General features: G+C 58.4%; 11 protein-coding genes and 1 pseudogene. 6 read left to right on the top strand and 6 right to left on the bottom strand.

Annotated elements, in window-relative coordinates; all coding sequences use genetic code 11:
* Positions 1-392 precede the first annotated feature (392 nt).
* From AEAC466_RS39275 to AEAC466_RS39260, 4 genes are all read left to right on the top strand, one after another.
* Entirely contained in the window at positions 393-2,186 is a 1,794-nt protein-coding gene (locus AEAC466_RS39275) for a DUF1800 domain-containing protein (RefSeq protein ID WP_235074333.1), read from the top strand.
* A gap of 4 nt (positions 2,187-2,190) precedes the next feature.
* Positions 2,191-3,738, top strand: a complete 1,548-nt coding sequence (locus AEAC466_RS39270; protein WP_023459422.1) for a DUF1501 domain-containing protein — start codon at positions 2,191-2,193, stop codon at positions 3,736-3,738.
* 140 nt (positions 3,739-3,878) lie between these two features.
* Positions 3,879-4,985 carry an aldose epimerase family protein gene (locus AEAC466_RS39265; RefSeq protein ID WP_023459421.1) on the top strand — a complete coding sequence of 369 codons (1,107 nt, stop codon included), beginning with the start codon at positions 3,879-3,881 and terminating at the stop codon, positions 4,983-4,985.
* 90 nt (positions 4,986-5,075) lie between these two features.
* Positions 5,076-5,888, top strand: coding sequence for an alpha/beta hydrolase (locus AEAC466_RS39260; protein ID WP_023459420.1), 813 nt, complete (start codon positions 5,076-5,078; stop codon positions 5,886-5,888).
* On the opposite strand, the pseudogene kduD reads toward AEAC466_RS39260, so the two are convergent.
* From kduD to AEAC466_RS0122705, 4 genes and pseudogenes are all read right to left on the bottom strand, one after another.
* Positions 5,854-6,587, bottom strand: a pseudogene (kduD, locus tag AEAC466_RS39255) (2-dehydro-3-deoxy-D-gluconate 5-dehydrogenase KduD). The gene AEAC466_RS39260 and the pseudogene kduD sit on opposite strands and share 35 nt — an antisense overlap.
* 11 nt (positions 6,588-6,598) lie before the next feature.
* Positions 6,599-8,179, bottom strand: coding sequence for an MFS transporter (locus AEAC466_RS39250; protein ID WP_023459418.1), 1,581 nt, complete (start codon positions 8,177-8,179; stop codon positions 6,599-6,601).
* A gap of 130 nt (positions 8,180-8,309) precedes the next feature.
* Entirely contained in the window at positions 8,310-9,485 is a 1,176-nt protein-coding gene (gene bglB / locus AEAC466_RS39245; protein ID WP_023459417.1) for a beta-galactosidase BglB, read from the bottom strand.
* Positions 9,472-13,491 (bottom strand): beta-galactosidase, encoded by a 4,020-nt coding sequence (locus tag AEAC466_RS0122705; protein WP_235074331.1) that lies wholly within the window; start codon positions 13,489-13,491, stop codon positions 9,472-9,474. The genes bglB and AEAC466_RS0122705 overlap by 14 nt, the downstream gene beginning before the upstream one ends.
* 109 nt (positions 13,492-13,600) lie before the next feature.
* On the opposite strand from AEAC466_RS0122705, the gene AEAC466_RS39240 reads away from it, so the two are divergent.
* Positions 13,601-14,902, top strand: a complete 1,302-nt coding sequence (locus tag AEAC466_RS39240) for a rhamnogalacturonan acetylesterase (RefSeq protein WP_023459415.1) — start codon at positions 13,601-13,603, stop codon at positions 14,900-14,902.
* A 9-nt stretch (positions 14,903-14,911) separates the two neighbouring features.
* The gene (gene rhaM, locus AEAC466_RS39235; RefSeq protein WP_023459414.1) at positions 14,912-15,226 is read left to right on the top strand and encodes an L-rhamnose mutarotase; all 315 of its coding nucleotides are present in this window, start codon (positions 14,912-14,914) and stop codon (positions 15,224-15,226) included.
* A 5-nt stretch (positions 15,227-15,231) separates the two neighbouring features.
* Here rhaM and AEAC466_RS39230 read toward each other — a convergent pair whose 3' ends face one another.
* Positions 15,232-16,080 carry a DeoR/GlpR family DNA-binding transcription regulator gene (locus AEAC466_RS39230; protein WP_023459413.1) on the bottom strand — a complete coding sequence of 283 codons (849 nt, stop codon included), beginning with the start codon at positions 16,078-16,080 and terminating at the stop codon, positions 15,232-15,234.
* A 77-nt stretch (positions 16,081-16,157) separates the two neighbouring features.
* Positions 16,158-17,549 carry an FGGY-family carbohydrate kinase gene (locus tag AEAC466_RS39225; RefSeq protein WP_035430265.1) on the bottom strand — a complete coding sequence of 464 codons (1,392 nt, stop codon included), beginning with the start codon at positions 17,547-17,549 and terminating at the stop codon, positions 16,158-16,160.
* Positions 17,550-17,679 lie beyond the last annotated feature (130 nt).

Here is a 17,679-nt window from a genome sequence, read left to right as displayed (position 1 = left end):
ACTATAGCAACGGGTCCCATTCCGCAGTCCTGGAGTTGATCGGCTGATCAAGGATCTCTGTCGGCTGAGATAATAGCCAAGGATCGGTTTTCGATTGGAGATGTGGTGCCCGCTGCATAACGGAATTTGTTGTTTTCACCTCAATAGCCCCCGAACGCGGAGTTCTTTTAACGGTCGTAAGGTCGACCTCGCAAGAGAGCAGAACGTAAAACGGATAGGTGTGACGATTTTAGGATTTTTATACCTCTATTTTTTAATTTTATAGAATAATTTTCGAAAAATTTCGCGCTTTCCGCTTAATTAACGCAAGATTCACCGTCTTCGTTCATCAAAGCCTTAGTGTACCCGGATAGTGTCAGTAGCGTAATTCGACCGGGCGAAGAGAGTAGCGTATGTGTCATATATCTCGCGATATTGAGCCGTTCGTCCGTAGCGACGTAACTGGCATTCGTAAACGCCATATCTGGCGTCCTATCGTAAAGCTGATGTCTACTATTGCGCTTGCTGGCCTGACGGCTTGCGGTGGCGGTGGGAGTGGGGGCAGCACATCCAGCACGCCCTCAGGCAGCGTTTCGAACCCAAGCCCCCCGCCGGTCGTGGTTGCCCCCACCCAAACGGAAGCCAGTCGTTTTCTGACGCAGGTGTCTTTTGGCGCGACCGACGCCGATATCGCCAGCATTACGGGGTCGTCCTACGCGTCGTGGCTGGACGCGCAAATCGCTTTACCGGTCAGCGCATCACACCTGACGTGGATGGATGCCAGGCTGCCAGTCCTGCGCGCGGCAAATGCCTCAGCAAACCTGTCGGCGAACCAATTTTACGAAAGCTTCTGGATGCAGGCCGCCGGCGGCAATGACCAACTGAGGCAGAGGGTTAAGTTGGCGTTGTCGGAAATCTTTGTCGTTTCGTTCAACAGCACCAGTGAAAACCCGAGAGGCATGGCGTCATATTACGACATGCTTGGCCGCGATGCCTTCGGCAATTTTAGAACCTTGCTGGAAGATGTCACTTACCATCCCGCTATGGGGCTGTACTTGACCTATGTCGCCAACCAGAAGGAAGACGCCAAGACGGGCCGTAATCCAGACGAAAATTATGCGCGCGAAGTCATGCAATTGATGACGATTGGCTTGTGGCAGCTAAATCTGGACGGAACGCAAAAGACCGATCTGTTCGGAAATCCAACCCCGACCTATACCGGGGATGATGTTAAGGGCCTCGCGAAGGTGTTTACGGGCTTAAGCTACTATAATCCGACGCCATCAAGTGCCACCTTCTACGGCTACACGCGCGATGCCGAGATGTATACCAAGCCTATGATTATGTATAACAGCGCGCATTCAATATCGGCTAAGAGCTTTCTGGGAACGAATATTGCCGCTACGACGACTGCCGATGGCAATGGTGATGTCAAAACGGCGCTCGATACGCTCTTCAACCATCCTAATGTCGGTCCTTTCCTCTGCAAGCAACTTATTCAGCGTCTGGTAACGTCCAATCCCTCCGGCGATTACGTTAAGCGCTGCGCTCAGGCGTTTAATAATAACGGCTCTGGCGTCCGCGGCGACATGGCTGCGGTCACAAAATCCATTTTCCTTGACACCGAAGCCCGCGCCATATCCGGCGACGCCAGCTACGGCAAACTGCGTGAGCCCATTCTGCGGTTGGGTAACTGGATGCGCAGCTTTGAGGTGACCTCAACCAGTGGCAATTGGCTGATGGGGTCAACCAGCGCTCAGACCTCGCTGAACCAATCCCCGCTGACTTCGCCATCGGTCTTCAACTTCTATAGGCCGGGCTACGTCCCACCGAACTCAATTCTCGGCGGCAAGAAGAAAGTGGCGCCGGAATTTCAGATTACCGACGAGGTTTCGGTCGCCGCCTACGTCAATACAATGCAATCCGCCATCCAAAATGGCGTGGGCACCAGTACCGATATCAAGTCGGCCTACACAAAGGAATTGGCCCTGGCGGCAGATCCTGCGGGGCTTGTCGATCGCATCGACCTGTTGATGGGCATCAGAATGTCAGCCGGCCTGAAAAGCAAAATTGTAAATGCCGTTTCAGGCGTTGCAATCCCAGCAGCGGGGTCGAAACAGGCAGATATCGATACCGCCAATTTGAACCGTGTTCGTCTCGCCATTCTGCTCAGCATGGCCTCCCCTGAATATCTCGCGCAAAGATAATCTCATGACCTCGCAACTCGATAGACGACAATTTTTGCGGTTTGGCGCGGGCCTGGCTGGCCTGGGCACAGCCGGCGCCTTTGGCTTGCAACTGGCTGCCGCCGGTTCGGCCGCCGGTGCCACAGCCAGTGATTACAAGGCGCTGGTGTGCATCTTTCTCTACGGTGGCAATGACGCCAACAACATGGTTCTGGCGACCGACAGCGATAGTTGGGGCCGTTATTTTTCCGCTCGAAACCAGGGTGCCGACCCGATCGCGCTTATGCCGGTCGGAACCGATCCGGTCGCGGTGGGGCAGGTGTCTGCGGTGACGGGGCGTACCGCATCGCTAGGCAAGCCAGAGGCCTTGGGAGGTGTCCTACCGATCGCTCCGCGTACGGCCCAAGCCATTCCCGCGGGCACCAACGCCAGCAACCGCACCTTCGCCCTGCACCCGGCCATGGCACCGGCCAAAGCCTTGTTCGATGCTGGGCGTCTGGCGGTACTGGCCAATGTCGGAACGCTCATACAGCCGACCACCAAGGCGCAGTATAAGGCCGGAAGTGTCAAGCTCCCTGCCAGTCTGTATTCCCATAACGATCAGCAGTCGACCTGGCAGGCGGGCGCGGCCGAAGGGGCCAGGCTGGGATGGGGCGGCCAGATGGGCGATCTTCTGTCGAGTATGAACGGTCAGAACACCATCTTTACGGCAATCACGACCTCTGGCTCCGCCGTTTTCCTGGCCGGCAACTCGATTGTGCAATACCCGCTTAGCACCGGCGCGGAGCCGGCCATCAAGGTGACAGGCGCGATGGGTGCCAGCCTTTATGGCTCCAAAACCGCGCCGGATGTACTAAAGTCCATTATCACCGACTCCTCGACCGCCAGTGATTTTGCCAATGATCACGGCATGGTCACGAACCGCTCGGTTGGTGCTGCCAGTGTCATCAATAGCGCCTTTACCCAGAGCGTGGTGACCGCAGTGCCTGCGCCGCCAACCTATATGAATCCGGCCAAAGGCACGACCGAAAGCAACAATATCGCCCTGCAACTGCGCACGGTCGCTCGCATGATCGCGGCGGGCCCAACCTTTGGGCTTAAGCGGCAGGTATTTCTCGTCAATGGCGGCGGCTGGGACAGCCACGACACTCAGAATGGCGACCAGGCAAACAACCTGGCCAAGCTGGCCCAGGCGCTGAGCTACTTCGACGACGCCCTGTCCAATATCGGGGGCATGGACATGCGTCAGAACGTGACAACCTTTACGGCCTCGGACTTTTCGCGCACCTTCAACACCAATGGTGACGGCACCGACCATGCCTGGGGCGGTCATCATCTGATCATGGGGGGCGCCGTGCGCGGCGGTACGCTTTATGGTCAGTTTCCAACGGTCGGCATGGACCTCAATGGTTTCAACAACCCGGATATGGTTGGGGGCGCCTTTATTCCGACGACGTCGGTCGATCAGTACGCGGCCACACTTGGCAACTGGTTCGGCGTCGGGACCTCCGATTTGAATACGATCTTCCCCAATCTACGCAATTTCGCCACGCCTAATCTCGGCTTTGTCTAGATTTGGGATGGTTGCCGGTTGATCTTTCATCAGTGCGCATGAATAGTCATGTCTGTGGTGGGCGAATTGCGTGATCTTGCGGCTAATCAACTTTGCCCATCGTAAAAGCATTCACGTTTTAGCCGTGGGACACACTCGCAATGAAGGCGTTACTGATCCTGGCCTTAGCCGTCGCGGGGGCGCAGCCGGTCCAGAGTCAACGGATGCCCTATGGCGTGACGGCCGACGGTCAGGCCGTCGAGCGCATCACTCTGCGCAATAGCCGCGGGACCACGCTCGGCATATTGACCTATGGCGGTATCATCGATGAAATCCGCGTCCGAGACCGGACGGGCAAGTTCGATAGCGTCGTGCTGGCCTTATCGGACCTGGCGGCCTATGAAGCGCGCCCCAATTTCGGCAGCATAGTTGGTCGGTTCGCCAACCGAATTTCCGGCGGCTTTGCCCTCGACGGTCAGCACCATGCGCTATCTCCCGATGGCAGCGTGGTCAGTCACGGCGGCAAGCCCGGTTTTGGCGCGCGGGTCTGGAAAGCCGATCCGTGCAAGCAGCCGATGTGCCGGTCGGTTACCCTGAGTTATACAAGTCCGGATGGCGAAAATGGCTTTCCCGGTGCGATGAAGGTGTCCGTCACCTATAGCCTGGGGAATGATGATAGCGTGCGGATAGACTACCGCGCCACCACAACCCGGGCGACCGTCATCAACCTGACCAATCACAGCTATTTCAATCTGGCAGGCCGGGATGCCGGCCGTGTCGATGGCCAGACCTTACGCGTCGCTGCCGACGCCTATCTGCCTCTGACAGACAAGAAGGTGCCGACCGGCGAGATTCGTAAGGTGGACGGCACACCTTTTGACCTGCGCCGCCCCGTCGCGATTGGCAGTCGCGTCACTGCCGAGGATCCGCAGATCGCCTTGATGAAAGGCTTCGACCATAATTGGGTCTTGTCCAAGCCGGAGGGAGAACTGGCGCCTGTGGCTTGGCTATCGGATCCTGTCAGCGGTCGCACCCTGACGGTCCTGACAACAGAACCGGGATTGCAGGTCTACACGGCCAACGGGTTCAATGGCACATTGAAAAGTGCGAGTGGTCGCATGCTGGCGGCCCGGGATGGCATTGCCCTGGAAACCCAGCATTTTCCCGACAGCCCCAATCAACCGGCATTTCCGACGACGGTCTTGCGACCGGGGCAGGTGTTTACATCCACCACCATATATCGCTTCGGTATAACCTCCGCGCCCTGACGCGGAGACGGTGTGTGAAGCGCCGATAGTTTTAATTAATAAAAACACATTTTATGCATGTAAAATAGTAACTTAAATGGGACATTTGATATGATGCCTTCGCCGACCGCTGTGCTGCCGCTTGACCAGGGTGATGATAACCTCATCGACGGGGATTGGCCCGACCGGGTGGTCGTTGCCGTCAATCGTCCGGAACTGCAGGCTTTCACGATTGAGCGCCCAAAAGCCCAGGCGCTTATCTTCGCCGGCGGTGGCTATGTGAAACTGATGCTCGATACCGAAGGTAGCGATATTGCGGCCTGGCTGAACGAATTGGGCTACGACGCGCATGTGCTGGTGCATCGTTTGCCGGGTGTGGGCAGTCCGCCTAACCCGAAGAATGTCGCCCTTGATGACGCGATGCGGGCGATAGAATCGCTCAAGGCCAATGATTTGCCGTTAATTCTGTTGGGGCTATCATCCGGCGGGCATTTGGCGGGTGTGGTGGCTTGCCAGGCAGGAAGCGATGCCGGGGCGCTTGTTATTGCCTATGCGCCCCTCAATGCCAACCACCGGGATTACAAGGCGCCTGCGGGCAAGCCCGATTTCCCGCCGGCGGAAAAGCAGGCTTTTTATAATGACTGGCCGATCGGAATAGCCACGGAACCGCATGGCGTTCCGACCTGCCCGGTTTTTCTGGCCTATGCCCTGCATGATGCGGCCGTTCCGGTGGAGCATGCGCTTAATATCATCAGAACGGCGCGGGATCTGAACCTGGACCTTGACGCTCATATTTTCGGCCAGGCGCCGCACGGCTTTGCCCTGCGTGATACGAACGGCAGTCACGCCTCATGGCCTGATCTGGCCGCCGACTGGCTAAACCGCAAGCTCAGCGTGCCAGCCAGCCGCCGTCAACCGGAATAATGGCGCCGTTGACGTAATCGGATGCGCGCGATGCCAGGAAAACCGCAACGCCGGCCATGTCGTCGGGCGTGCCCCAGCGGGCCGCCGGAATGCGGGCCAGGATCGCTTCTGAACGTCGAGCGTCGTGTCGGTCGCCATATAGCCAGGAGCGATGGCGTTGACATTGATGCCGCGCGCTGCCCACTCGTTGGCAAGCAGACGGGTTATGCCGGCAACGCCAGACTTGGAGGCTGTATAGGACGGCACACGAATTCCGCCTTGGAACGACAACATGGAGGCAATATTGATGATCTTGCCGTGCCCGTGGGCGAGCATATGTCGTCCGGCGGCCTGACACAGGAAAAATGCCGCCTTGATATTGACGTTCATGACGTCGTCCCAGTCGGTTTCCGTGAAATCGACCGCGTCGGCGCGGCGTATGAGACCAGAATTGTTGACGAGAATGTCCAGGCCGCCCAGGCTATTGACGGTACTCGATATGATGGGGTCGATGGGCGCGATCGTGCTTAGGTCTGCCTTTATGAACACAAAGCGCCGGCCCAGCGCCTGTACACGCCGTGCGGTCTCGTCGGCATCGGATGTGCCGACGGCGGCTATATCGGCGCCAGCCCGCGCCAGGGCGAGGGCGATGCCCTGGCCCAAGCCTTTATTGCCGCCGGTTACGAGCGCGACCTTACCGGACAGATCAAACTGCGTCATGATTCACCAATTCAGGTTTTGCGCCCCCACAGGCGATCAAAGCGCAAGCCGGTGAGGTCTTCGACAATGCGGCGGCTTTCCTCGGACTGTGGCTGTGTTTCGCCCGACCGAAGGCGTTCGACCTCGGCCATCAGGACGCCATGGGTGGTAGCGTTGAGACGGAATTTCCAGGAGAGCAGCAGGCCTAACAGCATAACGATGATGGGGCCGGCGACGAGCACCAGCACTATGGTATGCACGGCCTCCGGGCTTTGCGCGATGACCTTGCCCGGATGGGCTTTTGGCGACACGTAACCGCCGATATCAATGATCCAGCCGGTGACGATAATCGCGCCCGATTGCGCCAGTTTGCGGACAAGCGTCATTACACCGGCGAATATACCCTCGCGACGTTGGCCGGTGGCGGCTTCATCGACGTCGGGCAGGTAGTTGTAGACCGACCAGGGTACGAAGTTGAGCGTGCCGCGACCGAGGCCCGCCAAGATGATGGGGAGAAAGAGCCAAAAGACAAGCGAAGGATTGAAATGGCCGGGTGACAGGGCGCTGAAGATATTGCCGTCCGTTGCTGCCAGCCCGACATCAAATCCGGCCGGATGACTGACGTAAAACGCCAAATATAGCAAAAGCGCCAGACTGTAGAACGCGATGGCGATGCGGTAAGCGACGGTCGGGCCGGTGCGGATGACCACCTGGATGGCGATTATGACGGAAATCAACTGAGCGACATACATGGTCGTCATCAATTGCGAGATGACCAGGGTGGCGCCAAACATGACGGTGGCCACGAAGATCGGGAACGCCGTATTGAATATGTCCTGCGAGATATAACCTCCGAGATAGATGCTAAGATGCTGACGAAAGGCGCGAATACGCAGGGTCGAAAACAGGTCGCGGAACATGTTGACCGGAATAAGCAGGGCGGCGGCCAAATTCAGCGGGACGGGCTGAATCTGTTTTTCAGCTTCGGTATAGGGCCGCTCCCACGTGAGCAGAACGACAAGCAGGACCACCAGGCTGAAAATGACGCCGAATATGGCGGCCATGATCAGGAAGGTATTGGGAGAATCCTTGCCGCCCACACTGTTGATAATCAGGGTCGGCAGGTAGGAGGCGAGAATAGCCGATGTCTGGGCCACCAGCATGCGCACGCCTGCGAACTTGGCCTTTTCCTTGTAATCCTTCGTCATTTCCGCCGCGAGTGTTTCCCACGGTATCAGGAACATGGTGTAGAGGAATTCGAAAAAGATAAAGGTGACCAGATAATAGACAAAGGTCTGGCCGGTTACGAAGATCAGGGCGAAGGAGGGCAGAAGGGGGATGGTTATGATCAGGAAAATCTTGCGCCGGCCGATCTTGCGGCCGATCCAGGTGTGACGCAGGTTGTCTGATACATAACCGATAAGCGGGCAGGTAATGGCTTCGAGCAGGCGCGGCAGGCCCAGAATAAGACCGGCTTCGGCGGCGCTCAGGCTGCAGAAGGTCGTAAAGAAGTAGAACAGCCAACCCGTGATGACGGCCTGCGCCCCGGCGCCCAACATGTCGCCGGAGCCCCAGCCCCAATAGTTTATCCAACCGGTCTTACGCTGCGTCAAACGCCTAACTCCTTTTAGGTCCATCCCTGTCGGACGGGGGACTATATGGTTGGTGTAGGCCGTCCATATAGTGGGTATTTTTTGTTACATTTTTCTAGAAATAATTTTTATTATCAATTAGTTAAATTGATTATATGAAGCGATACATAAATTCACCCAGCGCCAAAAGCGCCATGGCCTGGCCATAGGGCATGGAGGTCAGGGGAATGTCCTTATACTCCTGGATCGAGTTAAAGACCGGCGTGCCAAAGGAGGTCTGCTGCAATTCGCCTTTGTCGTCGATGTGGGCGCGCACGGCCTTTACGGCGGTGATGCCGATCGCTTCGTAATCCTTGCTGATATATCCTTTACGGACGGCTTTCAGGATGCCGTAGGCGAAGCCGGCAGTGGCAGAGGCTTCTTCATATGAGGTTTCGTCATCCAGAATGGTTCGCCAGAGGCCGGACGGTGCCTGATGGCGCGCCAATGCCTTTATCTGGGCTTCCAGGGTTTCGATCAGGAACAGGCGCAGGCCGTCTTCCGGTGGCAGATCGAGCAGTTCGATAAATTCCGGGATGGCGATGGTGACCCAGGAATTGCCGCGGGCCCACAGGGCGTCGGCGAAGTTGTGCCGGCCATCGAAGGTCCAGCCATGGAACCACAGGCCGCTCTTGCGGTCGGCCAGATACTTAATGTGCAGCATGAACTGCCGCTTGGCTTCCTCGACATAGTGGGGTCGGTCGAGGACAAGGCCAATCTTGGCCAGCGGCATGACTGACATCATCAGAGTGTCGTCCCACAGCTGCTGATTATTGACCGAGTTGAAGACGATATGCTGAAAGCCGTTTTCCTCGGTGCGGGGCAGACCGTCCATCTCCCATTCAGCCCATACGTCGAGATAGGGCAGCCAGGAGGTTTCGCCGGTGCGCTCATAAAGATAGGCCAGGGTGAGGAACGGGGCCATGGTATTGATATTTTTTGACGGCGTGCCCTCGGCAAAGCGGGCTTCGAACCAGTCGGTCATGATCTGCCAGGCGGCTTCGCTGCCCGTCGTTTCCCAGTGCTTGTAGATGCCGTAAAGGCCGACGCCATGCGTCCATTCCCAGCCGGCCCACCCCTTGGTGTCGATGACGCGGCCATCTTCAAGTTTAAGCAGAAATTCTCCGGTCTCGTCCTTGATATTGACGAGATTATTGATCAGCCGTTCGATGGCGTCGGCATAGTCGTCACGCGACGCGCCGAGCGCATGGATGTGGTGGCTAAGCAGGGTCGGCATCTTCTTCGATTCCGAAGCGGTGGGGGCGGACTTGAGACTAACGCTGGACATGGGCGGGCTGTGATACCATTTGCAGGGGCACACCACCACGGGCGGTATGCAGATTGACCAGTTTGACGGCTTCCAGGGCGTTTTGCGGCGCCCCATCGGTCGTAACGGCGAGGGTGAGGGTGTTGTCGCCATTGGGATTGAGAATCCCCGGCGGTAGAATAAAGACGCGCTGCGGCCCGACATGGCCTATAAAATTGCCTATATGCCAACCGTTCACGAAGATGAGGACGCGTGTCCTGTGATCGGACCTACCCAGTTCGGTGTCACCGAATTGCAGGCCCAGTTGGACATCGTGGTTGTGTGGCAGGTCAAGCGGGACCTGAGCGCGAAGCCAGTAGGTGCCGGGTTTTACCGGGGCGGCGTCCGGCGCGGCTGTTTCCCAGCCGGCCGTCTTGGCGTTCGGAGCGACCGGCAGGTACCAGCCCTCTCGCTCGCCATATAGGCCACCATTATTCATTGGGCCACGCACCAGATCGGCAATGTCTTCGCCGCCCTTATTGCCCTGGATCCTCCAGGCGATCGGAGTGGCGAAGGGCTGCGCGCTATCGGTTGACAGGGAAACGCTGATCAGGCCGCGCGCTTCCTTGTGTTCATCGTCTGCGCCCAGATCCCAGTTGTGGGACATGTTGCGCACCATGACCGAAATCACGTGTTCGCCCGGTTTCAGAAGCGCTTTAGACAGGGCGAAGTGGGCGTCCTGGGTCGTTTTTGGCCGCGCTTCGCCCGATGCGCCTTCGCTTTCGCCGACGAACTGGCCATCGATCCAGACCTGCATGACACCGGCGGGGCCGCCATTGAAGCGCACGTCCAGCTTGTCGGGTTGATCTTTTTTCGTGGTCGTGAAGCTACCACGATACCAGACGTCGCCATGATGGAAGCCATAGTCGCTCATGCTGAGCACGGGTTGTCCGGCCGGCGGTTGGGTGGCTGTCGTGGCGGCTGAGGTGGTCAGGTCGGCCTTGCGCCATTTCGTATCATCGAAGGCGAGCGCGGCTTCCGGCGAGCCCTGGCGACGTTGCCAGGTCAGCGCCATCAGGTCGGGCAAGGTGACGGCATCAGGCCCAGGCACGGGGGCACTGATCCAGCCGCCGCTTTTGGTTGGTGTAAGCGTAAGAACTGTGCCGTTGAAGGTAATGGCGGGCTCGGAGACGGCCGGCCAGATTTCTATCGTGCTGGCCTCGGTTGTATCGCCGGTCAGGTGCAGGCCAGTGTCGGTATAGGTCGCATTGCGGATCAGAGCGCGTGAACGCTCGATGATCGCGCCCTCGGTCGTGTCCTGACGCCAGAATTCCTGCGCCGTCGCGTCGTCGGCCAGCAGGAGCAGAAGCGGAGCTTGGCCGGGCGCGGTGATGCGCACCTGAATCAAGCCGTCATGGGTGTAGTTGAGGCGCAAATCGCCGGTTTTCTTGTCGTAGACGCTGGCGGTCGTCCCGGACAGCACCTCGACCACGGGGCGCTTGGTGTAGCGCAGGACGGTCTCGCCGTCCGTACCCTTGCGACCGTAAAACAGGGCGATGTCACGGGGGCCTTGTTTCGCATGGGTTTGCAAGTCCGAGGTCGTATACACCACCCGCTGACGTTCCAGAGGATAATCGGCGACCAAAAGCTTGGCGTCTTGGCCCTTTAGGCGCAAGATTCCGGCTTGCGGAATGCGATAGCCATTATAGTCGAAGGTGAATGTGTCGTCGCTCGTGGCATCGGAAGGCTCATGGATGGCGAAAATCAGGTCGCCATGTTTGGGGCTCGTATTGTGGTAAAGCTTGATAGCCGGTGACGATGCCGCCAGGGGCAGGCCTTTGTCCATGCTGGCCAGCATAGGGGTGGCCGCCTGAACGAACTGGCCCAGTTGTTTCATCGTATAGGACTTGTCGCGCAAAACCCGAGCTTCGGAAATCGGCGAACCGTAGTCGTAGGATGTATAGACGACGCTGGCCGGCAGCCAGCCCCAGGATGTCCCGCCGAACGCCATATAGACGCTGTGCAGGGACAGGCCGTTTATAATCGACGACCCGTAGAAGGCGCGTTCATAATTCGGCCCTGTGCGTTTGGCCGTGCAGGCATAGGTGCCGACGCTACCCCAGAAATCGAACCACCCGCCGCCAATTTCAGCCACGAAACCCGGTGTGTTCGGCGAGGCGAGCGCACCCACCTTGATGAGATTATTTTCGTCGCGTACCGCATTGGGCGGCACTTCGCCATACAGCCCCCAGTTCGGCACCTTGTTCGGCTTGCCGACATCGTGGGTATTGGTGCAGCCCCCGCCGGGGTAGCCGTCAAAGGCGTAGAGATCGACCGGGCCGGGCAGGGCGAAGGAAGCCGTTGACGACGGCGGCGTCCAGTTGGGCAAGCGGCTGGCCGAATTGTGGAACAAGGGCACCGTAATGCCGTCAGCCTTCGCCTTGTCCGCCAGGTGCTGCATGTAACGCTTGTGCGTGTCGGAGGTCTGCGACAGCTCGTTTTCGATCTGATACGCAATGATGGTTCCGCCGCCATTGGTAATCTGATGGCGGGCGACAATGGCATTGAACTGGGTCATCCAGTCATCGACATCTTTGAGATATTCCGGATCGTCGGTGCGGGCGATCGCCTTTTGACGGGCTAGATAGCCGGGAAAGCCGCCGCGCGTCAGTTCGGCATTTACATAGGGCCCCGGACGGATAATGACATACAGGCCTTCGGCCTCCGCCATTTCGAGGGCGCGTTCCATATCGCGGATGCCGGAAAAGTCGAACTGGCCTGGACGCGAAGTGTGGTAGCCCCAATCGACATACAGGTTGACAGTGTTGTAGCCGGTCGCCTTCATCTTTTGCAGGATGTCGGGCCACAGGGACGGTGATGGCAGCCGGAACGGATGGAACTCACCGGCCCAGATCATCACGCGTTCACCGTCGATCATCAGGGAATGCTTGTCCCATGTGATCGCCTTGCCCCTGGCTTTCGGTGCAGTTGCCGCCTCGACCTCGGTCGTTGGTTCGGAAATGACCGTGAAATGACGCACGGCGCCGGAGACGCCGCCTACCTCCTGGCGCGGGGTCCAGGTCTTGAAGCCGTCCGTGCTGTCGGAATACCAGTAGTGCTTGGCCAGATAGTCGTCGAAATAGATGCGCCAGGCGCCCGACTTCAATTTCACGACCGCCGGCCCCTCGATCCACGAGCCCCAGCCTGCCCAATCGCCTTTGCGGGTGATTGTCCAGGGCCCGGTCAGACGGTCCGCCGTCGCCAGCTCGATGTCCTTCGTCGTCTCGTTCTTGGTGAAGGCTGAATATTTGCCACCTGTCTGGACCACAAAAGTGTCGATATGGTTGTCTTGGAGGCCCTCCATACGCACCGGGGCGCCAAATCGGGCCAGGCTGGCGTCTGTCGCCGTAAGCGCATAGGCGGCGAAGGGGCCTTTGGTGCCGCCGGTCGACAGGGACACGACGATATGGACGCTGCCGTCGGCGTCTCGGAACCATTCCGGCGCCCAAACATTGGTGAGCCCCGCCAGCGGCACAGTGACGTCGGTGACATGCTGCCAGGTCTTCAGGTCGGTCGAGCGGGCGATGCCGAAGGTCTGACCGTTCCAGTTGGTGGTGTAGGCAATATAGTAGGTGCCGTCCGGCTGGCGAATGATTGACGGATCGCGCAGCAGGTCGGCGGGCGGCTGGTAGGTTTCGTTCGCCAGTGAGGTGAAGGTGACGCCGTCGTAGGAACTGAACAGGCTCAGGCGGTCCTGCGACGTGGCGGGAAAAGCCGACATCAGGTAGGTCGTGTCGCCGCGTAAGGATACGACCGGTGCGGCCGCGGCGCGTTTGGCGGCGCCATCGGTCTGCGCCTTGTTTTGCGAGGTCAGGCCAAAATTATCCATCATGGCGTCGCCAGTCGCCTGGCCAGCGGGGGACTGAGTTTGTGCGGGTGACGCCTGAAACGCGGACGTATGGGCGGCGGTCAAACAGGCAAGGGCCGCGGCCGAGGCGAGCAGGGCGTTACGCAGAGAACGGAATTTCGGCACGCGCTTTGACGCCATAACCTTCACCTGAAGCGGATAGTGTATACCGGGTAACTTGGCATTGACACGTTCCAATATCAATGGAAAAATATCAAAATAAAGCACAAATGAGCAAAAAATGGGCGGTATGATCATTTCTAATCATTCATTTGGGATTCTGGCCGGCCTGTATTGCATGGTTTTCGTGTCGCCCGCGTTGGCGCTCGATAAAGCCCTGCCCAACCCGCCGTTGACCTATGTCTTTCGTGCGACGACTGCGCCGTCTGTTGGGGCAGTAAAGGTAGACGACGTGCCCTACGACGTTGAGCGCGGTTATGGGTTTGTTTCGACGCCCGATGGCAACGAGCAGGCTTTCTCCGTGCGTGTGCTCGAAGGGGATTACAAGGTTGCGGTCACCATAGGGGATGCCAACGCGCCCTCGCGGACCAGCGTTTGGGCGGAGGACCGGCGCTTGATGGCCGCGCCTGTCGTATTGAAAAAGGGCGAGGTTCGCACGCTGTCCTTTATTGTCAATGTTCGCAATCCTTTCCTTGCCCAGGCCGAGCAGGATGCCGTCAAGGCGCCGAAAGTCGGCTTGCGTGGCGATGAGGCGATCGGGCGGACATGGGATGATCAATTGACGATCAGTGTGTCGGGTCATGCACCGGCATTGAATAGCCTGACGATCGAGCCGGTGCCGGCGCGGCGTGTCCTGTTGGCCGGTGATTCGACCGTGACCGACCAGGCGGGTTCGGATTATGCCAGTTGGGGGCAGATGCTGCCCCGCTTCCTTGACGGTGTCTCCGTCGCCAATCACGCGCGTTCGGGGGAGACGATGAAGTCTTTTCTCACCACTGCGCGCTGGGACAAGCTGATGAGTCAGACGCGGCCGGGCGATATCGTCCTGATTCAGTTCGCGCATAATGACGAAAAGAAGCAGTGGCCGCGCACCTATGCGGCGGCTGACGGCGCCTATCCCGCCTTTCTGGCGGCGCTGGTTGCCGATGTGCGTCAATCTGGCGCTTTTCCGGTCCTGGTTACACCGGTCGCCAGGCGCACCTTTGACAATGGCCGTATAAAAAATAGCCATGAAGGCTATGACGCCGCGGTCCGCCGGGTGGCGACAGAATTGAAGGTGCCCATGATCGATCTGACCGCCAAAACCACCACGCTTTACGAGGCACTAGGGCCGGAAAAATCGCTGCTGGCCTTCGGCAATCATGGGAAGGATGGCACGCACCATAATGCCTATGGCGCCTGGCAGATCGCCTGCTATGTGGCGCATGATCTCGGTGCAGCCGGACTAGGCTTGACCACTGTGGGTGCGGACGCCTGCGATCCGGATCATCCGGTTGATCCGCTGAACTATGAACTACAGCCGGCGGATTGGCCGATTATGCGGACGCCCGAAGCCCCTAAGCAAGGCGCCGAGGCAGCGCCTGTAAAATAGGAAAGTAAAATGGAAACAATCGCTTTCACCATGCAGTTAAAGTCCGGTTTCGAGGCGGAATATCGAAAACGTCACGATGACATCTGGCCTGAATTGTCGGCCCTGCTGCATGAAGCAGGTGTATCCGACTACTCTATCTTCCTCGATCCGCAGTCGTTGAAACTGTTCGGCGTATTGAAGCGTAAGCCGGGGCACGGGATGGACGATCTGCCTGCCCATCCGGTCATGAAAAAATGGTGGGCCTATATGGCCGATATCATGGATACGAATCCGGACAATTCGCCCGTTCAGACGCCGTTGACCCCCGTCTTTTATATGGCGTGACGAAATTAACGTCCAGGCAGGGGCAGGGGGGCGTTTCGATCTTCCGCTGTCAGATGGGCAATACGCACGTCGATGCCAGCGGCCCTCAGCCATTGCAGGGCATCGGGTGCGATGTGCTCGTCCGTGATCAGAACGTCTATGTCGCTGAGGGGGCAGACCGACAGTGAAGCCGGGGCATTGATCTTGCTGGAGTCGGCCAGAACGATGATTTCATTGGCGCGTTCCATGAGGCGGCGTTCGGACTGGATGAGCAGGGTGTCCGTCTGTAGGAGGCCGTTCTTGGTGAGAGATTGACACCCTATGAACATGCGGGCGGCGGTAAAATGCTGAAGGATACCGTCTTCATAGGGGTTGAGCACGATGCTTTGCTTGCGAAAGAATTCGCCGCCCGGGATGGTCACCTTAACCTGTGGCCGATCCATCAGACATTGGAGGATGGCGATCGACGTCGTCATAACATGATAGGGTTCGTTGGCCATCAACGACGCCATTGAATAGGTCGTAGTGCCGCCATCGATGATCATTGACAGATTGGGACTGACAAATTCAAGCGCCACGCGGGCAATGGCCCGTTTGGCGGCGGCGTTCGTGATGACGCTGTCCAGAAAGGCGGATTGGCCTGTGAGGCCATCCTGACGCTTTTCTTCATTGGCCTTGACGTTGTAATTCTTGCTGTCGATCCGCATCGCGCCGCCGCGGACGCGCATGAGATATCCCAGCTCATCCAGTTCGGTCAGGTCGCGGCGTATGGTCGCCGGTGACACGTCAAGCCGCTCGGTCAACTCGTCGACTGACGTGACGCGGTCGGGGCTGAGTTCGTCGATAATCCGCTTCCAACGATCCTGAAAATGCATAAAAATCCCCGCCTGAGCTGATCGATAATGATCATTCTATAGCGATAGATTCTTAATCTGTCGATAAGGCTTTGAAATCAGGCAGTTAGCTCGGCATCGACAACGGTGCGCCACAGATGGTGATAGGCGCGCAATGCCTTTCGGAACAAGGGCTTCACTGGGCGGCGTGAGACGAGGGGCGGCGAAGTCTCGCCGTAAAAAGAGAGAGCTGCAGCGCCCAATGTGACACCACTGACCGTATCGTTCACGAGGACCGCACCAGGACGCAGGGCAGCTAGCAGCCCGCACAGATGCGGACTTTGCGCGAGAGGGCCTTCGATCAACAGGTCAGCTTCGGAATGGATCAGGTCCAGACAGGTGGAGCTCATCGAGGCAAGATAAAGGGCACCCAAGGCCGCCCGATACTCCGGCGGGGCATCGCCCAGGCCGCGAATCTCGCCACGAAGGGTCGGGAAGGGACCGCCGCAATCGCTAAAACTCGGCATAGCCAAGGCCTTGGCCTCCATGACGGCCCGCAGCGCGGCTTGGTTGATAGCGCGGTCGCCTTGATTGAAATGGCCATAAACGCGACCGCCCATAAAGCGCGAACAGGCCACGGGTGTACCAAAGATATCGACATTGGCCAGGCAATCGCGTTGCGGTGCTAGGGGCGCGATCGGTGCGCCGGGCGCCATCGCGACAAACCATGTGCCGGTTGACAGCAAGGCCTGGGGCCTGTCCTGAGGGCTTAACAGAGACCCGGCCAGTGCCGCGTTCGAATCATGCAGACCGACGCAGACCTGTGTCGACGGCGGCAATTCGGCAGCGCGCGCAATATCCGACCGTAGTGTGGCCTGCCGCTCCCAGGCCGGTCGCATGGCGGGGAAGCGGTCGGTCCAGTGCTGGTCGTGGGCAAGCGTCGAGAACTGGCCTTTCGCCGGCGACCAGAGATCGGTATGGCATCCCATAGAGGTGACTTCGTTGCTCAGTTCGCCGGACAGGCGCCATGCCCAGTATTGCGGATAGTTGAGTATCCAGCGCACGCGGGCGAAGGTCTTCGGGTCACGTTGCGCATGCCAGAATATTTGGCACCCCAGGTTCAGCCCTTGAGGCAGGTGGGGCGATTGGGTTTCGCTAAAAAGCGGCCGGATTCGGCCGTAGGCTTCCGCAAAGGGGGCGGGCACGACGGATTCGTAGTCCTGAACGGGCTGGACCAGTCGTTCTTCCTCATCAAGAAAAGCGCAGGTCGCGCCGTGCGTAACCGGGATAATGCGGTCTATGAAGAAAGCGCGCCCGAAATCCCGCAGTTGGGTCACGAACCAGGCATGGATGGCGTCAACATCAATCGCGCGGTAAAGAGGCGCGTTGAAATGCGGGGTACGCGTGCGGCGTTGAGCCCAGATAAAGCCGTCGGCCCCTACCACGCTGGCCTTTGTGTGCGTTTTTCCGATGTCGAAAACGACGCACTTTCCCCGCGCTTTTCCTGGCATTTCCATTCCCCGTCGTTCCCGTGCCGGCCACGTTGTCCGTAGTACAGCCAGTTTCAATTTGTGTGACTATATCCCACCATACGGGTTTGACAAGTCTGGCATTGACACCGGTGGCATTCACGTTTGTGTG

The organism is Asticcacaulis sp. AC466 (assembly GCF_000495815.1).
Classification (GTDB): Bacteria; Pseudomonadota; Alphaproteobacteria; order Caulobacterales; family Caulobacteraceae; genus Asticcacaulis.
Note: the sequence above shows the minus strand (reverse complement) of the source record. Positions and strands in the feature narration are given on the sequence as shown.